This is a genomic window from Cardinium endosymbiont of Dermatophagoides farinae, assembly GCF_007559345.1.
Lineage (GTDB): Bacteria > Bacteroidota > Bacteroidia > Cytophagales > Amoebophilaceae > Cardinium.
The window spans coordinates 481132-503153 of record NZ_VMBH01000001.1; the positions used below are offsets into that span (position 1 = coordinate 481132).

Genomic DNA, 22022 nt, shown 5'->3' on the forward strand with positions numbered 1-22022 from the left:
TTGCAAATTTTTTTGTATATGATTGCACAACTTGTATCGTTCAATGTTGTGGCAATAATAAAAAATGCCCCTGTAAAAAGCTTATATCTTGTTGCTTGCGCTGATAAGGAGGTATAGGGTAAGAGGGGGGTAGATGGGTTTTGCAGAAGGTCTAAGGTCTTGGTCTTATACAACTGTTTTGATAAATTGGATGAGATCAGTTAAAATTAAGTCAGTATAGAGCACCATTTGGCCATGGTCTACAAACAAACGGGGATCTATCGCCACTAAGTTATGGGCATGGATGATGCCTTTATATACCTGTCTTTTTACTTGGGGATGGTTAAGCCTAGCCATAGCGCTATGCTTACTGCTGTAAATGGGAATTAGGTTATGTGCATAATCTTTTCTTGCCAACTGACTGGCCAACGGAATCAGGGTATCATGTTTTCCATCTTCTTGACCAGTAATAAATAGGGCATAGGCACTATTTAATGCCGCTATGGCGCTATGCTGGTTAGCGGTTTTAATATCGAATAATGCCAAAAAATCATTTTGATGGGTAGCAACCAGCAAGCAAGGAATCTCTTGGTTATCTTGTAGGAAGCTACCTACATCTTCTATACATGCACTGCTGGGCGCTATATCTTTTAAACCATTTATGGGTACCCAGCGTGGACGTGTAAGGAGCAGCATCCATGCCTGTAAGGTCATGCTCCATTTGATTCTAGATAGCGGATAACCAATAAGCTGTAACCCGGCTGCTGCATTGGCTATAAATTCTTGTAGATCCCTGCGGCTGCGTTTAAGCAGCGGGGTGCCCATTAGCGGCGCATTTAGGGTAATAATCCCAGCTATATTGAGGTGACTTTTATAGCATTTTCCTAAGGTACATGCCAATACGCCTCCTTGACTATAACCAATGATAATGAGTGGAAAAGAGCTGGCTTCTTTGTTGTATCGTTTATATTCAAGTTGGGTCTGTCTAAAGACATCTTCTGCTTGTTGTGTTATGGATCGTATAACAGATTTTAGTCGGACCCTACATGTGGGCTGAATGACTAAAACTTTTTTTCCAAATTGTTTATGTAATGCTGCTGCAATGGGCTTTAGCTCATCTACTTTGGCGTATAAACCATGCAAAAGTAAAACGGCAAAAGTAGGTGTTTGGGTAAATCTATCCATTTGTGTCTCTTCAAGTCAGCAGTAAAAAAGGAATTTTAAGGAATTTTTTGTATGTCAGATTCAGATAAGCCAGTGAAACACATAATCTTTTTTACTGGTTCACCCGCTTCAAGCATTACTTTGGCGATTTCTACACTTCTTTGCACTTTTCCCTCTAATTTCCCTTGTTCTTCCCCTATTCGAATACCCTCTAACCTTCCTGCTTCTTTTGCTTCTTTTTGAAATTTCTCTATTGTATTAGCCTCTATTCTGAGCCATTTTAAGTGATCTTCATAGGCCATTCTTTCCTCATCCGTAAACCGTAAAGTTCATCGTGTCTAATACATGCAATGCCTTTTTTAGGCTGTTACTAGCTAACTGCTCAGGTAAGCTGTCTTTGTTGAGTAAGTCGTGACGGGTAAGAAAAGCGGTCCAAATATCTAGTCCGTTTTTTATCTTTTCTAATAAGGTGTCTAGCGTTTCTTTCGGACCAGTACTAAACTTAACCAGCTCTATTGTATGCAATTCTAAATCGGAAAAGTAGGGCATACCACTCTCTTTTTCTGTGATATGGAAGACATTATGATACCGCTTACTATCTGGTATAGAAGTAAAGTTAAGAATATGAATACCTATTGCTTTGTTTAAAGTGGAATAGTGCTGTGCAGCCTGTAACTGATCTGTATACAACTTGGCCCAATAGTATAAAGCACGTTTGTCATAATCTGCTTCATCGGTGATTTGAATCTCTATATTAAACATTTTACCTGTTTCACCTACTGCTTTTACATCTAATATAGAGAGCTTATCACTTCTAAAATTTTTGGCATTATAAGGGTTTAATAGGGTCACATCGCGTACTTGATCTGCTGGTGAAACAGTAGCATTGATTAGATCAATAAGCAAATCTTTATTCTCTTCTACACCAAAGATTTTTTTGAAGGCAAGGTCGACTTTTGGGGTAATTTTTTCCATAGCTTATCTATTTTTTATGTTAATCTATAGGTAGCCTACTTGGTGAAGCACTACTTACCCATGTGCTTACAAAGTTAAGCAAATAGCAACTACTATTTTTATTAGATCACTTATTCAAAGCAAACAACAGACCTTCTTCAAAACCTGTTTGTGATCAGCAGTTTTTAGGAGAAGCGCAATCGAGCACCGCAAAATACTAAATGTATTTGAGGAGCATAGACAAGTGTCAAAATTGCCATTTAGCAATAGGTTTTGAAGAAGGTCTAACTTTCTTTTAATTAGGTGACTTTAGGTGCCAACTTGGCCATATCTGCACAGGATTCAATTAAGCGCAAGTATGTTCTGCTTAAATTACAATCTACCATACCTAAATTAATCAAAGCGATATAGAAATCAGCTAAATAAGTAGCGAGTTTGACCTTGTCTGAATAAGGTATTATAGCTGAATAAACGTCTAGTTGAGATTTTTTCTTAGGGCGTTTTATACTTGTTTGATCAAGTGTCATACTATTGTGGCCTAATCCGAAATAAAGGAGTAGTCTAATGCCATTGCAAATAGAGATGGTATGCATCAATCTACTTACACTATTTTTTAGTGCGTCTAGATTAGGGTCATTTTGTAAAGTGATGTAATATTTTTTTTAATAAAATTAAGCAGTAATTCGCCCATTTGCTGAATAGGATCATAGTATTTTAACTTTAATTTATTAAAATAATCTGCTAGGCATTGGTATATAGACGCTTCGTCAGGCGCTACAGCCGTTTTTAGAAAATGATCTTTGTTCACGCAATCCTTGAATATATTGAAGATATTGTCTTGGTATCCTTCACCGGTTTTGAAACGAAAATGCATAATTTTCTTTATATATTTTTCAATCTGTCCCACAATTTCTCGATGGCGTGCGCCCAGCTTTAAATCCGCTCTTGACTGTTTAATTATATGTATAATCTGATACTTCATACGATCAAACATCGCATTACCTAATTGCTTCATTAACTCGGTATCACTAGAAGATTCAACATTACTATAGGGTTGCTGAAAATTATATTTAAAATATTTTTTAGGATCAACAGTGATAGCAAGGATTTTATTAGAATATGTAATGTATGTCTCCATATCCGAATCCGAATCCGATGAACATAATTGCACTCCTATGAAATAACGTTTGTCTTGATCACAAACAATGAGGTGGTATAATAATTGAAAGATGGCCTTTTTAGCCTTATCATCATTATCGACTACATTATCAAGCTTAATCAGCTCCTTAATATGTTGTATTAGCTTACCTTTAAAATTATTTATAAGTCCATTCACGCATTCAGAACCAGATGGAGTAGGGGGTATAACGCTTGATTCAGATGACCTACTAGAAGGGGAGGGGATGTTTTGTGGATTATCATTTGTATTGTTATGACCTAAGTAGACACTGTTACATGATATAAAGAATAGGCGCAATAGAAAGGAAGCCAAGCAGTGCAATAGTATACTCATTTTTATAAGCCTTATGGTTTAAAGAGGTGGAAGCCTCTCGGTATTAAATGATTTTTACTTAAGTATAAAAATTTTTAAATAAATATTGGAAATTCGATTTAATATATGCGTAATAAAATATAAATTAATAAACCTATTTCAAAACTCGATTGCTACATTAGACTTTCTTCAAAACCTATTTGTGATCAGCAGTTTTTAGGAGAAGCGCAGTCGAGCACCGCAGCATACTAAATGTATTTGAGGAGCATAGACAAGCTTCGACACCAAAATTGCCATTAGAAATAGGTTTCGCAGAAGGTCTATAGAAATTTTGGGGCTTGCCTATCCGCCTCAAATACATCTAGGATGCTGTTTCTAAAAATTATGCGCTACAAACGTATTTGTTGAGGCTAGTGGTAAAAAAGACAGTTTTATACTACTTTTTGTTTGACAAACAAGTAACAAAAAAAATAAAGCGCTAATGAAAAAAGTCGCTAAAAGGAGAAGCTTACAGATAAAAAAAAGAATTTGCCCGCTTCGCGGGCTTAAACATGCGGAAAGGGTCTTTAGTTTTAAGTTATATCAATTTGAAAACACCACTGTTCCTTTGTCGTAGCCAATAAGGATCGGTTGTTCTTTGGTAACACGTCCAGATAGCAATTCTTTAGATAACTCGTTGAGTATCATGCGCTGCATTAAGCGTTTAAGTGGCCTTGCACCAAACTGGACGCTATACCCTTCTTGTGATAGATAATCTATTAACGCTTCATCTATCTGAATCGCTATACCATTCTTTTGCAGGTCTGCTTTAAGGTTTTCTACCTGAATATGTACAATATCTTTAATCACTCCTTTGGAGAGCGGATTAAACATAATGATTTCATCTATCCGATTTAAAAACTCTGGACGCATCTGATTTTGGAGCAGCTGTATCACTGCTTCTTTGGTTTCTGCTAATACTTCTTTGGTAGGTAAATCTTCAGTGCCAGCAAACTGGTTTTGAATCAAATGGGCACCCATGTTACTGGTCATAATAATGATGGTATTTTTAAAATTTGCTGTTCTGCCCTTATTATCGGTTAGCCTACCATCATCCAATACCTGTAGTAAAATATTAAAAACATCTGGATGGGCTTTTTCTATTTCATCCAATAAGATCACAGAATAGGGTTTGGTACGTACGGCTTCTGTAAGCTGACCGCCTTCATCATATCCTATATAGCCAGGCGGGGCACCAATCAACCGGCTTACTGCATGTTTTTCCTGGTATTCTGACATATCTATACGAATCATCGCCTGTTCGTCATTGAATAAAAATTGGGCCAATGCTTTGGCTAGTTCGGTTTTACCTACTCCAGTCGTTCCTAAAAAGATAAAAGAGCCAATAGGCTTACGCGGGTCTTGTAGCTCCGCACGGCTTCTGCGTACTGCATCAGCAATAGCCTGAATCGCTTCCGCTTGGCCTGCCACACGTCTGGCCAGTACAGCTTCTAAGTGCAGTAGTTTTTCTCGTTCGTCCTGTAGCATCTTAGCAACAGGAATACCGGTCCAGTGGGCTACAATTTCGGCAATATCTTCGCCTGTAACCTCTTCTTTGAAGAGTGGACTGGCCTCACGTAGTTTTTCTACCTCCTCTTGTAACGCTTTGAGTTTTTTTTCTGCTTCTGCAAGCCTTCCATAGCGGATTTCTGCTACTTTACCATAGTCAAAGTTTCGCTCAGCTTGTTCGGCTTCTAAGCGCAATTGTTCAATTTGTTTCTTTTGTGTACTGATGCCCTGAATAATCGACTTATCGTGTTCCCATTTTGCTTTCAGAAGATTCTTTTTTTCATTTAAGTCCGCAATGGTTTTAGCTAATTCCTCCAGCTTGACTGCATCTTGCTCTTTTCGAATCGCCTCCCTAGCAATCTCTAGCTGGGCAATCTTTCGTTGCAGCTGGTCTAAGTCTACAGGAATAGCATCCAATCCAATGCGTCGCTTGGCAGCTGCTTCATCCATTAAATCGATCGCTTTATCGGGCAGAAAACGTTCGGGTAAATAGCGATTGGAGAGTTGCACAGCTGCTATAACTGCCCCATCTTTAATCCGTACACCATGATGGAGCTCATATTTTTCCTTTATACCTCGTAAAATAGAAATGGCGTCTTCTTGACTCGGCTCATCTACCATTATCACTTGAAACCTTCTTTCTAAGGCTTTATCTTTCTCTATATACTTTTGGTATTCCTTTAAAGTAGTTGCGCCAATAGCATGCAGCTCTCCACGTGCAAGTGCTGGTTTCAGTAGGTTTGCAGCATCCATAGCGCCCTCTCCAGAGGCACCTGCGCCAATAAGCGTGTGGATTTCATCAATAAAAAGAATAAACTCCCCATTCGAATCCACTACCTCCTTAATAACCGCTTTAAGCCGCTCTTCAAACTCGCCTTTATACTTGGCACCGGCAATCAAAAGGCCTAAGTCTAACGCAAAGATTAGCTTAGACTTGATGTTTTCAGGAACATCCCCAGCTACAATTCTTTGTGCCAAACCCTCTACAATCGCTGTTTTGCCCACACCGGGCTCGCCAATCAATAGTGGATTGTTTTTGGTCCTACGTGAAATAACCTGTAGCGTTCTTCTCGATTCCTCATCACGTCCAATCACTGGATCTATTTTACCCTCCTTAACCAGCTGATTTAAGTTTTTTGCATAACGCTCCAGCGACCTATATTTAGACTCTGCACTAGGATCAGAAACTTTATGGCTCCCCCGTAAGGCCTGAATGGCTTGCAGCAAAGGTTGTTCTGCTATGCCGTGTTTTTTCATAAGCTCTGCTACCTTGTCTTTACCTGTGCAAAGGCTTAAAAGCAAGTGGTCTACCGCAATAAAATCATCCCCTAACTTTTTCTGGTAGTCTGCTGCCTTGCGAAGGGTAACATCCATATCTGGTGATAGGTAAGGCTGTTGCCCAGAGGCCTTTGGATAGGTATCGATAAGTCTGTCCAATGCTTGCGCCAAAGGTATTAAAGCAACCTGAAGCTGTTTGGTAAGAAAGGTAATGTGTGCTTCATTACTGCTTAGAATTGCCTTCAATAGATGACCATTTTCAATAGCAAGTTGTTGGTTTTCTTGCGCAACTGCTATAGCACCTTGTATGGCTTCTTGCGCTTTAATGGTATATTTTTTAAAGTCCATAATGCTCTAGTTATTGCTCACTAGACCTTCTGCGAAATCTATTTGTGGTGAGAAATTTTTAGGAGAAGCGCAGTCGAGCACCGCAGCATACTAAATGTATTTGAGGAGCATAGACAAGCTTCAACACCAAAATTGCCATTAGAAATAGGTTTCGCAGGAGGTCTACTATTTTACTACTGCTACTCCCTAAATATAATAATTTTTGTCTGGCTGAAATCCAAATCTTTTCAGCAGAAGGTCTAAAGATGCACCGACCTATGCCCATCTGTTTATTTGCATTCATTAAAGTTTATCCGTACGATATAATAGGCGCCATTTAACTGGCTTGTACGTCTGTAATGCCAGTCATATTGAAGGTGCAGAGGTTTTAATTGTAAAGAATCGTTTAGGAATCAACATGTTATTTAAAAAGATGAAAAATATAAATACTTTCTATAGTCGTATTTTCTGGGCCAGTACACTGTCAACATTAGTTGGATGTATTTACAATCAAAAAAATGGTATGATGAAACATACAGCTTCAGTAAGAGAAGAATCTGTTTACTGTTCATATGATCCGAATATATACAAATTCAAGGATCATGCCCTTACTCTATAAAAATTAATTTCTTTGGAACGTAAAATGGAACAATGTGTCATGTTCTTGAAAGAAAAATTAGTCAACACAAACTATCACAATGAACTGATCCATACCCATAATGAGTTTAGTAAAAGTTCCCATAACATTGTGGGTGAAGATGGTAAGGACATAAGTAAAGGCCTCTTAAAAAATATTATGGACTTAGGTTCTATGCGAAATGGCACTATAGAAGAAATAAAAGCGATCAATTTTGATTCGAAGGATTATATAAGAAATAGGCTAGGTCTAGTAAATAAGGCTTATGCTTCAACTTCTAATTTGATAAAATTACCTTTTTATGGACCTATAAAAAGTGGGAACAATTTTGCGAAGAGGCAGAAAGATAAAATACAAAGCAAGAGGTGCATGGAAAAAAGTAAGCTTAACAAAGAAAGCTGTTCTAATGATTTATCATCAAAGCTTAATGAAGCTATAGATGAATGTAAAGATTATTGGCGCGAAGTATTTCTATAATTCATACGCTATGGTAGTTTTACTAGTTTAAATCAAAAAAAAATTACTTGTGACAAGGTTACAGGCATATATGTAGACCGTGAAAATATTATATCTTTTTCTGAAGTACGCTGCAGTCAAAAAAAAATTATGTATAATGAGGTTAGAGATGTATATGCAGAATTTGAAAAAAATATTATATCCTTTTCTAAAGAAGAGTACTTTGAGCAATATAATTCATGCATTATGAGCTTCATACGGAGCCACTCTACACGTGATAATGTAGGCAACCTTGTTTATGATCCTGAAGTTATAATTAACAAACTAGAAGAGTTGCGTTTACAACCTCTTAAAAGTAGCTATGATAAACTTAGTAGCCTAGTTGCGGACAATAGCCATTATTTTGACGATACACTGACGCAAAAGGCAAAAAATATTCTTGATATACTCTATAATATTTTGTACAGCTATGCCATAGTTGATGTAATGACCCATATGATTATGATGCCTGCAGTAGCTAATTCTCCTAAAAATCATGATTTACAAAACGTTATATCACGTACAGAAGTATTAGCCAATTCGTATGCATCACAGTATAAATTGTTGCTTATGAAGGCTAGTCTAAATATAGAACCTGCTGATAATATTGATAAAATGAATGCTGCTCTTACGAACTTGAAGAATCTAGGTCTGTCTCATAAATGTAGTAGTTAAGCCCCTCGTATAAGTATAAGTACTAGGGAAAAATCATCAGGGGTCTTTCATTTTAAGTGTGTAAATATTTAGGTTGTATATTTCTCTAAATAATCTGCCTGAAGTATTATTTATTCATTTGTTAATCAATATAAAAAATATTAAAAACTGGTTAAATTTATATTAGGTGCCACTTCTATGAGCTGCATGCGTTACGCATGCAGCTCATAGAAGGCTCTACATTTATCTCAATAAGTTCTCTACAAAATTTATTAGACCTTGCTTTAAAAAATAAAATGCTTAAATATACCTAGCGGTTGACTTTTTAGGGTCGGCATCATTAAGGTAAATATGCGGAGCTATTTTATTGTTTGTATACTATTAGAGGTCTTTGTAGCTTTTGCCTCCCCGCTGCCTCATCTGCTTTCTTTCGATGATTACGTAAACGCAGTCTACCAGCGACAAAACTTTATGGAAGAAGAGGATTTTGAAGCAATTAAAGAAACGCTTCGAGAGGCCTATGCCGCGCCATTGGATTTAAATAAGGTAACAAGGGAATCATTGGAAGCATTAGGTATTTTATCTAAAAATCAAATAAAAAATTATTTTAACCATTTGGCTGCCACTGGTCCGCTCTATTCTAAATACGAACTACAGGCAATTCCGGATTTTGACTTAACCACTATCGCCTTGCTCTTACCTTTTGTCTACGTAGTGGAAAGCTACCATATACCATCTGATTACTTGAAAATCAAAACAAATAGACCTAGCTATTTTTTATTTCGTTATACGCCTTTATGCAGCTCGACGCGTTTGAACCCTACTTTAGGCAAGCTAGATAGCTGCATGGTTCAACTCTCTTATACCCATCAAAATTATACAACATGGGGCATCACGGCCAGAAAACAAGCAGGGGAATCTTTTTGTTGGGATTATCCTACCCATCGGTATGGATTTAACCTATGGTCTATTTTTGTAATGGTAACCAATAAGAAGTATATTAAACGAATGGTAATAGGTGATTACCAAGTTGGCCATGGGCAGGGCTTGCTATTGAGTGCAGGTTATATCCAGACAGGGGATGCCATTCGTGCTATGATCCGTTCTAATAACGTGGGCATTCGGCCCTATAAGGGCATTAAACGTATTGGCCTGCGTGGTATAGCCATTACGTCTGAGCTAGGCCCTATTGAGTTAACGGGATTCTATGCAAATCATAACCTAGATGCTACCTTAAAACGCAATGCAGCGAACAAACTTTATACCAGTCGCATTGATGAGAGCGGTAGGATACCACCCAGCATTTAGCAAAAAAATGGACGATCAATGAACAGGTGATTGGATGTACCATACGCAAGCAATACCATAGAAACCAAACAGAAATAGGCATGAATCTACTCTATAACCATTACGATATACCTATTATAGAAAAGGAAAAAGATCCCTATTACTCCCAATCTGTTGTTAGCCTATTTTATCGCTTGCTATGGAAAAACTTAATGCTATTTGGAGAGGCAGGGCTGAATGGTCCGACTACTGCTAAAAAGGGAAAGGCGCTGATTACAGGATGTCTCATCAGCCTTTCCCGTTATATAGATCTTGCCAGTGGCTTATATTACTATGGTAAAGGGTTTTATACACCCTATGGGTGTGGCTTTAAGCGGTATACCACAGACCATGGCAATGAGAAAGGGGGTATGCCTGTTTGCAGTTTACCCCTTTGCCCTGTTGGCAGCTCACAACGAGTGGTCACATTTTTGCTACCTTGTCCCCTAAACCACAGTTGGCAACAGCCAGTAGTGGGTATCGCTGCATTACACGTGCGCATTATACATGGAGCCGTGCAACCCTATTCGTTATGCAGCATAAGTTAGCTAAAAGTCCACGCAATACACCTAAAGAGGTAGATGGTAGTGTAAAAACTGAGCGATCTACTCAAAATAGTTTGAAGTGCAAGATAGACCATAAGCTTACCCATTATTGGTGGACCCATGCAGAAGCGCAATACACCCGTTATACTTTTTTAGGGCAAACCCATCATGGCTATGCACTCGCCAACACCCAAAAATGGAAAGGAATGCAATGGCAGTTTTCACTCAAATCAATCTATTTTAAAACCCAAAATTATGCTACTAGACTATACTTTTATTTTATACACCCAATCCATTATATAGTGGCACCCAGTTTCAGCCCTACTATGGCAATGGCATAGCTACTACCTGGTTGGTTTGCTGGAAGCTTATGGATTCGGTTCGTCTCGAAATTAAATATACTTTTACCTATTTTTTGAAGCGCTAACAGAAACCGCTCAAACCAATAGATCCAATAAAGGCAAACATGATGGAAGCATACAGCTTTTGGTTCGTTTTTAAAAAAGTAGATGATGTTCATCTAATTTTGAATTAAATTAGACCTTCTGCAAAACCTATTTTTGATCAGCAGTTTTTAGGAGAAGCGCAGTCGCCGGAATACTAAATGTATTTGAGGAGCATAGACCACAAAATTGCCATTTAGCAATAGGTTTTGCAGAAGGTCTACTATACTTATCTGAAATTTGTACCTATTATTATACATACCAATGAAACAGACTACCATTCGAAAATTGCCCCGCATGACCCATACTTGGGTTAAGCTTGTAGGAACTGCTATCATTACCCTTAGCAGTTTATTGGTCAATTATACCGCTTGCCATACCTCCAATCCAGCTGATCTGTACGTACAAGCCTGGTTTACACCACAGGACCCTTGTATCGATCTTATCGTGGCTAAGATTCTATCTGCCAAAACATCAATTCTTGTCCAAGCTTATGTGATAACCTCTTATGATATTGCAAAAGCACTGATACAGGCGCATCAAAATAGGGTAAAGGTTCAATTGTTAATAGACAAAGATGCGCAGACTACAAAAGGAAGTAAAGTTGGTTTATTGTTGCGACATGGTATTCCCATTATAATTGATAAAACAGTTGGTTATGCACATAATAAAGTCATGATTATTGATGATGCATATGTGATTACAGGCTCTTTTAATTGGACACATGGTGCACAAACTAGAAATGCAGAAAACCTGCTGATCATAACAGGGGAAAAAATCAATAGACAGTTTAAAAATAATTGGTATCTAAGAGCTGCAGCTGGACAACGGTTAAGGATAGGGTAGGGCCCGTTTAAGCTATTTTTGTCCTTAATGAAGCGGTACAAATCGATCTTTAGAAAAACGGAGCACTGGAATATGCTGATTGGAATGGTACTTGCCATAGGATACCCCTTGAAAAATATGGGTATTGTAGTGCATGTTTTCCCATTTTTTTTGAAAATAGGTGCCATAACGCCCAGCATCTGACCAAAAAATAGCATCATTTCATAACCAATGTAGCTTTTTTCATTGGGTTGCGTACCATTTCTTTCAAAGAATTTTTTGCGAAATGCGTGTAAAGCAGGTCTGCTATAGTCAATATAGTTGGGGGCTAAGAATAAAATAGGCAACCTTTTGAGTTGATGCATATGGAGTATCTCTTTTTTAATCCATTGCTCATGGCCTATAATCTGTGGCTTAATGCCAAGTTTTAAGCAGAGGCTTATCACATTAGAAATAAGCAACTCATCTTGAGATGGAACATAGATATGGGTGAGCTTCTTGTAATCAAACCTATCTTCTTCTCTCTCTTCTTCAGTAGCTTCAAGGGCTGGTTCTTCAATAGCTTGTGCAAAAAAATCTTTAATCGTTTTATTAGAAAGTTGTACAAACAGATCTACCTGCTTACCCAATTGTTGCTCAACTTTTTCTTTATATAGGGTTGCTTGCAATGCATCTTTCTGTTCCATACCATAAAAGACCCCTATACAAGGTGCTGCTATTGCTTTGGTCTCTATGTCACTTCGTGTAAGTGCTGCTGCTCTTTGTGCGTAAGTTTCTAGCTCAGGCTGAAAAAGAAAGGCAAATGGGTTTCCTTGGGTTACCGCAGCATTATCTGAAATGGGATTCACAAGATTGATCTTGTGTTTTTTAGTAAATGCAGTAACCAACGGAATCGTATTGGGATAAAGAGGACCTATGATAAGATCCATATAGGGCATCGCTTCTTGTGCGAGCAGCTCTTGTGTAACCGCTGCATTTTTTTTGGTATCAAATACAAAAAGATTAATAACAATACCTTCACTCGCAAGTTTTTCTATGGCCAACTGTATGCCCTGATATAACTCAAGCACAAAATGGTCTGTACAGGCTTCATAGTTTAACTCTTCTACAAGAAAGGGCAGTAAAACAGCTACATCATAGGCAGCTTTTTGCTTAGACACCAAACGCTTCAAAGGATCATATACATAGTCTGAAAAATTATATTTCTCCTTTAACCTATTGAATAGGGTAAAGTCTTGTGTAAGGTAAGCCTGTCGGGCGACTTTTTTATGTAATATCTCTTTGATAATAGGATCACTGGGAAATTTTTTAATCAGCTCTTCTAGAGCTGTATGGTGCTCTATTTGCTTAAGGAAATATTTTTTCATTTGCAGCATTGCCTGATCCATCTGCTTATCTTTAATCAAAGCAAGTGCTGCCAAGGCTTCTATAAAGGCTCCTGCTTCAAAGCTGCATTGTGCATACCAATAATGGACTTCATTGCGTTTGTTCCAATCTGGAAATTGTGCTTGTATCTCCAAAAAAGCTGCGCTAGCGGTTGCTTTTTCTCCATTGTGATAGGCGGCTAATGCATAATAAAAATGAATATAAGGAGAAAGGGAGGGAGGATGTTGCATGTTTCTAAGCCCATCAAATAATGATTTTGCCTCAGCATAATTGTTTGCTTTGTAAACTTTTTTGGCTGCTTCATATTGCGCCAATAGAAGCTGCGCATGCTGATCGGACATACCCAATCGTACCTTGCGTTTTGCAGCAGCTCCTAAAGGGAGCCAGAATAAAAATAATAATAGATAAACCTTAATAGCTGTTTTTGCTTTTTTTTGCATGTTCTAGATAAAGCTAAATTTTCCTGTACCTTTATAGGGTGCTTTTATAAAGCCATTTTGGTATGGCTAAATGTATTAATAGCAAATTTACATTTATTTCATCTTTATGACATAAAAAATGATGACTAAAGTGGCAGGATCAGCTTTTTAGAAAATGGGTAACCTCCTTAAAAATAAAATCTAAGCACAAGAGACCTTCTGCAAAACCTATTTGTGATCAGCAGTTTTTAGGAGAAGCGCAGTCGAACACCGCAGCATACTAAATGTATTTGAGGAGCATAGACAAGCTTCGATACCAAAATTGCCATTAGAAATAGGTTTTGCAGAAGGTCTAAGGTGATAAAGCAGATAAATGCATATATTTAACCATCTATCTACAATCCATTAAAAATATAACTTAGACATGAACAAAACTTTAAACAACTATATGTATAAGGTTGGTCTATTATTTGCATGTACATTTTGCATTAATTTAACCAATAAAATAGTCTATTGTGCACTATTGTTTACTTTTTTAACACTTGTCTTAAATGGTATAGCAAAGTACCATGGTCACAAAAAAGCTGCAATCAGTATTGTGTTGTGCACAGCTTTATCGCTTGGGCTATTCTATAATAAACAATATTTTATAGGCGGTAAGCCTATTAATGGACTTATCTTGACCTCTTTATGCGCTATATTGATCGCTTCATATATTGGTTTGAAACTTTTTTTAAAGCTAACGGCCAGATATGGTTTTGCCATAAGCAATTGTATCAGTTTATGCACTGCCTCGCTGGTGGATCATTGTATAATGGGTATATTTTTTACCACTAAGTTTCCCATGGATAAGGTTTGGGTAATAGTATATAAAGAAACAGGTTATACCTACCTATTTGGATCATTGGTATACCTATCTTCACTTGCCGTTTTGTATGCAAAACCGATTTATATTCAAATTAAAAAATGGTTGTATCTATTGGTCTCCGTCGAGCAGGCTAAATCTAAAACACCACTCTTATAAGTAATCAACGGATGCTATGGTACTAAAACCCAGTAGCCTTACATGATTTTAAATAGAGCTTTTTTTGCACAGGATACCAATACGGTTAGCATCCATTTAATTGGCAAGCTGTTGTGTTTTCATAACTTTCAGGGCATCATTACGGAAACAGAGAGTTATATTGGTGCAGACGATCCTGCTTGCCATGCGGCTAAAGGTATGACAAAAAGAACCAAAGTAATGTTTGGCTCGGCTGGGTTTAGTTATGTATATTTTATATATGGCAGGTATTATTGCTTGAATATTGTTACAGAAGCTTTAAACTTCCCAGCGGCTACACTGATCAGGGGCATACAATTGATTCATCCGCCTTATACTTACCTAGATGGTCCAGGTAAGCTTTGCCAGTTTTTAGGTATTAATGTAGCCCATAATGCAATTAATGTAACCGAATCAAATGCATTGTATATTAAAGACATAGGTTGCGCGTTAGCCTATACATCAACACCTAGAATAGGGATTTCAAAAGGTTTAGATAAAATGTGGCGTTACGTTGTTACGGATAAAAGTTGCATAACCGCTATATTACCTAAGATAGCCGATATTGCTAGCCTGGAATAGACCTCTTGCAAAACTCGATTGCTAATGGCAATTTTGGTATCGAAGCTTGTTTATGCTCCTCAAATACATCTAGTATGCTGGCGACTGCGCTTCTCCTAAAAATTGCTGATCATAAATAGGTTTTGCAATAGGTCTAATAGCTCTATAAGGTACTGGTGTGCTTGTCTTATACAACTTAATCAGTTATGCCTAGAAAAAACCATCATATTATTTTACGTAGTCGCATTGAAGTGACTATTGATCAGCACAGTGAAAATAGTATCCTCCAACATACCATTCATAAAGCCATCCAGCAACGGATTATTCCTATCCTATCCAAGCTCTTTTCTCAACATGTTCCAGAGGATGTAGTCATTCATTTAGACAAACTGGTCATAGATGGAGGTCGCTTACATCTTTCTACCCTTGGCAAGCAACTACCCTGCCAGGTAGAACAGGTGTTAACGGTTAAGATAAAAGAAGCGATTAAAAAGGTGATGGATAACCCTACCGCAGACCAAGTAATACCACTACCAGATGCAAAACGGCAAGCTATAGCACACTATCTATCAGAAGGTCATTTTGCTTGGTGGATGACCGAGCGTTCTGAAAGGCAAATTGAAAAGATCTATTTAGAGTTGCTCCACCATACGCCTTTGCAGATAGAACAGCTTTGGAATAATCTAAGCAAAAAAGAAAAAGCTGCTCAACGTTGTATTGCACTTTTTTCCAAGGCTACTGTAGCACATACACTTGCGTGCTTATTGAAGCAGCCTATCGCATCCTTTAGACCTATTTTAGCTGAAACAGGGTTATTGTTACATCATACCAAGATTTTAACCAATCTGTTGTACACACCAGAAGAGCAGTTGCTTTCAATGGCCCTATTGGGCATCATCAACCAGCAAAGATCCAAAGTAGACCGCATGGGTTTTTTAAGCATGCTCCTTAAACAAGTAGCCATGCAAACTTCAATAAGCTATGAAACAATTCTAGAAAAACTACACACGCACTATGGGCAACATGAGGAAAAATCTTTAGATGATCCAACCACTAAAGCCTTAGTATTTCAGTTGCGCGACTTGGTTGTAACGCCACCAAAACGCTGGTATCAAGATGTTCAAAGCCAAGAAAAGGTATTAAAAGAATTGGACAAAATAGGCAACAACACCATAGCGTTCCATCAACTGCCAGCGGCCATCAGTGACATGAAAACCGCAATGGACAAACCCAACATACGTCTCCTAGTAAAAAGTTGGCTGCAAGAAGCACACAATAGGGAAAAGTTGGTTAAAAACTTGCCTGATAGGCTCTTTGTGCCATTTTTAGCATCTATAGATTCTTCTATAGTATCTATATTTTCTGATTTTATCCAGATTGCAACGGCTGCTACTGCTACCACCGCACCCGCTTGCGCCATTAAAGCGATTACGTTAGCCTATTGTGCCTTTGCGTATGGAAAAAACGCCTACCTTAAAGAGATGCAATCATTATTCAGAAAATATATTGCCAATCGTACCATTGGCAAGCAACAGTTCGTAACACTGCTTACCACGCAATCCTATCACCCAGCCGTAAAAGGTATAATGGGCCCATTGGTAGCTACAGCAGCTCTTCCATCAACTCCTCTTAAAAAAACGCAAGATGGCACCATCCATCCGAAATTAGGGACTACTCATCAAGATGAGCTATTGAATCGTGCAATCAATCAGCCTATCCTACCATCGAGCTTTGTACACAGCATAGAAGCACTGGTCATGGCATTGCTTGAGACTACTCCATGTCAGGTTGGCATGGATTCGGTGCGCAATATTTTACTTACCGCAGCAAAGGCAGATTCACCTATTACGGGGAGGAATATATAGCACGTGTGGTAGCCTACCTTGCTCCCTATACGCCATTTTCTGCTCATATACTATCTGCTAAGCTATCCAATATCGCGCGGCAGGTAGCAGATCCAGATCTAGCAGAAGGTTTTGCTGGTTTGGCACCAACAAACCATTCCACGACCCACTTAGATGACAAGCTGATCTCAGAAAGCCCACTAGCTGATGTAGTTGATTTCCTGCTTTATAATGCATTGCCAAAGGATCAGTTGGTACCTGCCTATGTAATAGCCAAACGTTTGGAAGATGCAACACCCGACCAAATACGCGATCAGTTAACGCCTTTATGCCAAGAAGTGGCCATCTTAAAAAAGTTAATACAACATGCCACAGCGTCTACTTTAGCCAAGCTATTTCAGGCTTTTATTCCTTTTCCTGGTGCGCTACTGAATCGATTAGAAAAGGTAGTGATTGCCTCAAAAGTCCTCCAGAACAGCCAAGAAGAAGTCAATATCCGTTCAATCAAAGAAATTTTTATTGCAGCTGCGATTATGCATACCCCATCTACTACGCCACAAGCATATATAGCGCGTATATTGCTCCACCTTAGCGCAGCGGTTGCATGTCGCCCAATCACTTTATCTGATCAATTAATAGATGCAGCCAACCAAGCAGCCGATGACTATCTAGTAGCGAGATTTTCCTTACTCAAGGAGCAGCTAGCGCCACTCGACCTGAATACAATAGATGGAGTAGATCTTATGTTGCTCTCTACACACGAAACATTAGACAAAGCACTTTTGCCACTTTACTATAATAGGTTACTACCAGCTATTAAAGATAGGGTACAACGATCTGTTGCGCTATCTCAATCAGAGCTTAACCAATTGGTTGCACAGCATTTACCAACTACCTCCAAACCATTACAGGAAACGATCAGCATAGCCCTCTACAAGCAGATTAGCCAAACCCTGCAAAGCAACAAAGAACGCGTTGCACAAAGATGGCATCTTTTTTTACATACCGGTAAGCTTGAGAATTATGCAGATGGAACTGCCTTATTAAATGATGTGATCGCCCACCTTCCTACTTTTTCCTTAGCACAAGATAAAGCACATGTACGTCAACGGCTTATTGCAAACTTTACCCATACACAACTGATGCTATTGGTTCAAAGGCATAGTGAAGTCGGCAAAACGTTAGGAGACTTTATACAAGGAAGCTATCAATTGTGGTGTGCCACACAAGGTGTATTAAGCGGGCAAAGTAGTACTAAAAATTTATTTTGGGATAGTGTCTTGAAAACGCTACCGCAAGCATCCATTGCTAAAGATGATTGGCTTGTACAAATCACTACCGAATGGAGTAACCTTTTAGAGATTACACCCACTACCTTACTGGCAACTTTTCAACTCCTGGATACCACTGGGATACCGGAAGCATTAACGGGTTCATTGCATCTACTACAAAGAAAATACCAGCAAGGGATTCAAGAACAAGCCATACAACGTGGCTATAAAGCACCTGTTTTAACCAAGCTCTATCTATTGCTCAATGGTAATTTATCCCTTTTTGATCAGCAATACCATACAGACATGCCTATATTAGGCAAGCAACTGATTCAGTTTATAGCAGACCAACCATTGGCCTTATCAAAGTTTCTAGCAGCGCAAAGCAATCATCAATTGGTAGCCAGACGCATGGTATATTACTTTAGCCAAGAAGTTGCTACAAAAATTATAGCCTGTTTGGCAAAAGATAAAGCCCAATTTATAAGCCATTACCTAAATCTATTAAGTAATCCATTGCAACAGACAGCCATAGCGTTCGATCATCCCTCAACATGGCAAAAAGAACTCTACATCTCTACTATATATTATTTGATTACAAAAAAGCAATTTGAAGAAAGCGACTTTGTACACAGCACCTTGTTGACCATTTGTTATACTAAAGAAACCATTTACAAAGTGATTACCTCAATTATGGCTACAGGAGCAACTAATCAAGAAGCAGCCAAAATGATCACCTTGCTCAAGCCAGTGATAAAAGCAATCAACAAACCTACCATTGATAGCCCAGCTTTAGGACATCATCGATTAGAAGAACGAGCAGTAACCAATCAAAAAGCACCATCCTCTAATATACCAGAAGAAGAGGTCCGGGTCTATACCAAAAATACTGGATTGGTTTTTTTATGGCCCTTTTTGTATGATTTTTTTAAGGTGCATAATCTTATGATTGGCAACCAATTTTTTTGTGCCCAAGCAGCCCATAATGCAGTTTATCTCTTACAATACTTAGTTACCGGCAAGCTAAAGAGTCCAGAATGGCAGCTTACCCTTCCCAAACTACTTTGTGGATTATCCTATGATGAAGTATTGCTACCCTATAGACCTATAGATGAAAATTATGATGCTCAAGAAGCAATAGAAGCAATAGAAGCTGAGTCATCAAAACACACTCAAGCGGAGGCAGCAATGGCAACAGGTGCATCAATAGCTAGTAGCGATATGGAAAGCATCGCATGCAATAACCAATTGCTTATTGAAAAAGTAATCAAACGCTGGAAAAGTTTAACAAAGCTCAAAGCTATCGCTTCATATCAAGATGCCACTACTGAGCATATTTTGATAAATTATTTTTTAAATAGGCTAGGTATTCTGACTAGACAGGATGGTGATGATGCTACCCAAAGCAAGTTTTGGCATTTAACCCTTATGCATCAGGACTACGATAACGAAAATTTACTTCCTCCCTGGTCTATGACCAGTATTAAATTACCTTGGATGCAAGAAGCAATTGTTTTGTTTTGGATCCCTGGGTAACATCACAGTCCATCTATTGATCATAATTCTTTGCTAAAAATCTCTTTTAATACTTGTAATTATACAAATGGTTTTGTAGTATGAGTAATGCAGCCTGCTGTAGTTATATCTACAGACCTTCTTCAAAACCTATTTCTAATGGCAATTTTGGTGTCGAAGCTTGTCTATGCTCCTCAAATACATTTAGTATTCTGCGGTGCTCGACTGCGCTTCTCCTAAAAACTGCTGATCACAAATAGGTTTTGAAGAAGGTCTTACCATTGGACTATTTTTTTATGCAAAAGTTGACCTATTTAACCATTCAATCCATCTTTAAGGTCTTTGATAAGAAGACAAACTTACTACCTTTACTACTTATTTGTTTGCTATTAGCCGGTCGGTGTCCCAATAACAACCAGGTTCCTATTACATCGATTTCAGATACTGAGAGTCATCCGCAAATTAATAAGGTAGCTGATAATAAGCCACAGGTATCGATTTCCTCTTGTAGGTCACTAGGCAGTCTCAGTTGCATGGAAGGTAGCAAAACAGATTTTTTACTTCAAGTGAAGGGATGTATAGCTAATATAGACCCTCAATTAAAAGGTCAAATAGGGTTTATAGGGATTCCAGCTAATGGGAATGAGATTGAGGAATTTATAAATGATTTAGAACAAAAGGCTTTAGATGACGGTAATGCAGCGTTGAGTACCTCCATAGTACAAAACGCCATATGTTCTAAAAACAAGGTTGAAGAATTTCTATGGCAAGACGAAGATGTTTTTAATTATTGGAATGCTATAACTAAGGTTGGTACAGGTCCGCAAGAATGGACTATTCGAGTAGATGAAGCGGCATACAAAAAATTAACTTCAAACAAGTACGCTATATATATTATATGTGCCAAGTGGTGCAGCTGCCAAAGATTATGTAATGTCTCCTACTCGATTCCAAATGGATATAACAAACAAGGATGCATCGCTACCAGATTGGAAAGGTATTGGTTTAGGGGCTGTGGAATATGGCCAAAAGCAAGTAGATGATGACACTGCTTTCGTTTTAAAAGGGAGGATCAATAAATCTTTCGCAAAAGATGGAAATGATGTAGGTTTTATTTTGGTAAAAGAAGGGGTGAATCTTTACCATTCGATTCAGAAAGTAATAGCCTCTGAAAATGGTTGGTCTACTGTCACTACATCATTTAGTAGTGAAATGGTCATTGTTCCAGCTAAGTTAAGAAATATTGCCCCTTATATAATAGCTGACTTATCACCTAAAGAGGTTCAAAAGGGAAAATACAAAATACTTTATTACGTAATTGAAAATACACACTATTATTTGAGTCAAATGGAGCAGCTCTTGTCTGATGTTACAACAAGTTCTATTTCTGGGGAAAGCATAGCTCCTTCTATTACATTTGATGGCAGTAGCCATGGTTTAAAAGTATTGGATTTAAAGCTTATCCGTGAGCGCGTACCCGGTCAAGACCAAACTGTAAAAATTTTAGAAAATTCTAAAATAGAATATTCCGTTAATGATCAAATACAACAGCTGCCTAATCTACAATCAGCTTTACTCTTTATACAAAAAGGGACTATTTGGAGAACTACTGTCATTGAATCTTTATTTAAAGAATTGCAAAAATCAAATGGCAACGCTAGCATAACAAATGATGGCACCATCGCGCTGATTTCAGATTTGAGCAAACCGCTAGGCCAATCTGGTATCGACTTCTTTAATCGTGCAGCAGATTATGAATATTTTGCCTGCCTATTTTCTAAAGAAAATAACAGGCTTATGTTTTACACATAAAAAGAAGCATTAAGTATAGAAGAAAAAGAGATACAAAAATTAGATGAACTAAAAATAACCCTAAACAATGAAGGAGCGAATATTACTTTCCATAAGATAAACACACTTAAGCTATACGGTCCACGAGATAATCGCGCTACCTTGATACCTCCTAAGGTTAATCTGGAGCCTACTGGGTTTTGATGAAAGTAAGATCATACATCGGGGGTTTTTAATAGATAAACGCATCAATAATAGAAACATGGCACATCTGCTTCGTGCTATTGAGCGTTTTATTAAAGGTCAACAAGAGGTATGGCAAAATAAGCAGTTGGTGCTCTTAAAAGAGTGCATCATTACGGATGATAAAGTCACGCTAGGAGATCAATTGTATAATGCATACTATAATGGCATACAGGAAAGCTAAACAAAAACAAGTAGACATTAAAGTAAACATTATCTATTGGGCTGAATATAATGGTAAGATTGTATGTAGCGATCCGGTCAGTATCGAACTTATCAAGGC

General features: G+C 38.0%; 17 protein-coding genes and 1 pseudogene. 13 read left to right on the forward strand and 5 right to left on the reverse strand.

Translation table 11 applies throughout. From position 1 onward, the window contains the following. Nucleotides 1-165: 165 nt before the first annotated feature. From FPG78_RS02255 to FPG78_RS02275, 5 genes and pseudogenes are all read right to left on the reverse strand, one after another. A complete protein-coding gene (locus tag FPG78_RS02255; RefSeq protein ID WP_144086429.1) occupies nucleotides 166-1164 on the reverse strand; it encodes a hypothetical protein in 999 nt (332 codons plus the stop codon). Between the two features lie 35 nt (nucleotides 1165-1199). Next, nucleotides 1200-2118: pseudogene (locus FPG78_RS02260) on the reverse strand (Rpn family recombination-promoting nuclease/putative transposase). Nucleotides 2119-2396: 278 nt separating this feature from the next. Then, nucleotides 2397-2624: a hypothetical protein gene (locus FPG78_RS02265; protein ID WP_186292413.1), complete on the reverse strand. Its 228-nt coding sequence runs from the start codon at nucleotides 2622-2624 to the stop codon at nucleotides 2397-2399. Between the two features lie 95 nt (nucleotides 2625-2719). Further along, the gene (locus FPG78_RS02270; RefSeq protein WP_144086431.1) at nucleotides 2720-3610 is read right to left on the reverse strand and encodes a hypothetical protein; all 891 of its coding nucleotides are present in this window, start codon (nucleotides 3608-3610) and stop codon (nucleotides 2720-2722) included. A gap of 561 nt (nucleotides 3611-4171) precedes the next feature. Continuing rightward, on the reverse strand, nucleotides 4172-6763 hold the full coding sequence (locus tag FPG78_RS02275; protein ID WP_144086432.1) for an ATP-dependent Clp protease ATP-binding subunit: 2592 nt from the start codon (nucleotides 6761-6763) through the stop codon (nucleotides 4172-4174). Nucleotides 6764-7385: 622 nt separating this feature from the next. Between FPG78_RS02275 and FPG78_RS02280 the strand changes: the two genes are divergently transcribed. From FPG78_RS02280 to FPG78_RS07080, 13 genes are all read left to right on the forward strand, one after another. Then, complete coding sequence (locus FPG78_RS02280) at nucleotides 7386-7856, forward strand: hypothetical protein (RefSeq protein WP_223261954.1); 471 nt, start codon at nucleotides 7386-7388, stop codon at nucleotides 7854-7856. Nucleotides 7857-8081: 225 nt separating this feature from the next. After that, nucleotides 8082-8549: a hypothetical protein gene (locus FPG78_RS02285; protein ID WP_144086434.1), complete on the forward strand. Its 468-nt coding sequence runs from the start codon at nucleotides 8082-8084 to the stop codon at nucleotides 8547-8549. Between the two features lie 330 nt (nucleotides 8550-8879). Then, the gene (locus tag FPG78_RS02290; RefSeq protein WP_144086435.1) at nucleotides 8880-9836 is read left to right on the forward strand and encodes a hypothetical protein; all 957 of its coding nucleotides are present in this window, start codon (nucleotides 8880-8882) and stop codon (nucleotides 9834-9836) included. 26 nt (nucleotides 9837-9862) lie between these two features. Then, nucleotides 9863-10402 (forward strand): hypothetical protein, encoded by a 540-nt coding sequence (locus FPG78_RS02295; protein WP_144086436.1) that lies wholly within the window; start codon nucleotides 9863-9865, stop codon nucleotides 10400-10402. Further along, nucleotides 10387-10740, forward strand: a complete 354-nt coding sequence (locus tag FPG78_RS02300; RefSeq protein ID WP_144086437.1) for a DUF2867 domain-containing protein — start codon at nucleotides 10387-10389, stop codon at nucleotides 10738-10740. The genes FPG78_RS02295 and FPG78_RS02300 overlap by 16 nt, the downstream gene beginning before the upstream one ends. Before the next feature lie 399 nt (nucleotides 10741-11139). After that, nucleotides 11140-11688: a phospholipase D family nuclease gene (locus FPG78_RS08400; protein WP_223262046.1), complete on the forward strand. Its 549-nt coding sequence runs from the start codon at nucleotides 11140-11142 to the stop codon at nucleotides 11686-11688. A gap of 2208 nt (nucleotides 11689-13896) precedes the next feature. Beyond that, nucleotides 13897-14496, forward strand: a complete 600-nt coding sequence (locus tag FPG78_RS02310) for a hypothetical protein (protein ID WP_144086439.1) — start codon at nucleotides 13897-13899, stop codon at nucleotides 14494-14496. 42 nt (nucleotides 14497-14538) lie between these two features. Next, a complete protein-coding gene (locus FPG78_RS02315; RefSeq protein WP_144086440.1) occupies nucleotides 14539-15096 on the forward strand; it encodes a DNA-3-methyladenine glycosylase in 558 nt (185 codons plus the stop codon). Between the two features lie 185 nt (nucleotides 15097-15281). Then, nucleotides 15282-16940 carry a contractile injection system tape measure protein gene (locus FPG78_RS02320; RefSeq protein WP_144086441.1) on the forward strand — a complete coding sequence of 553 codons (1659 nt, stop codon included), beginning with the start codon at nucleotides 15282-15284 and terminating at the stop codon, nucleotides 16938-16940. Next, nucleotides 16856-19726: a contractile injection system tape measure protein gene (locus FPG78_RS02325; protein ID WP_144086442.1), complete on the forward strand. Its 2871-nt coding sequence runs from the start codon at nucleotides 16856-16858 to the stop codon at nucleotides 19724-19726. The genes FPG78_RS02320 and FPG78_RS02325 overlap by 85 nt, the downstream gene beginning before the upstream one ends. Before the next feature lie 242 nt (nucleotides 19727-19968). After that, entirely contained in the window at nucleotides 19969-20748 is a 780-nt protein-coding gene (locus FPG78_RS02330) for a hypothetical protein (protein ID WP_144086443.1), read from the forward strand. Further along, nucleotides 20660-21517, forward strand: a complete 858-nt coding sequence (locus FPG78_RS02335) for a hypothetical protein (RefSeq protein ID WP_144086444.1) — start codon at nucleotides 20660-20662, stop codon at nucleotides 21515-21517. The genes FPG78_RS02330 and FPG78_RS02335 overlap by 89 nt, the downstream gene beginning before the upstream one ends. A gap of 241 nt (nucleotides 21518-21758) precedes the next feature. Next, nucleotides 21759-21923, forward strand: coding sequence for a hypothetical protein (locus FPG78_RS07080; protein ID WP_186292414.1), 165 nt, complete (start codon nucleotides 21759-21761; stop codon nucleotides 21921-21923). Nucleotides 21924-22022: the final 99 nt, after the last annotated feature.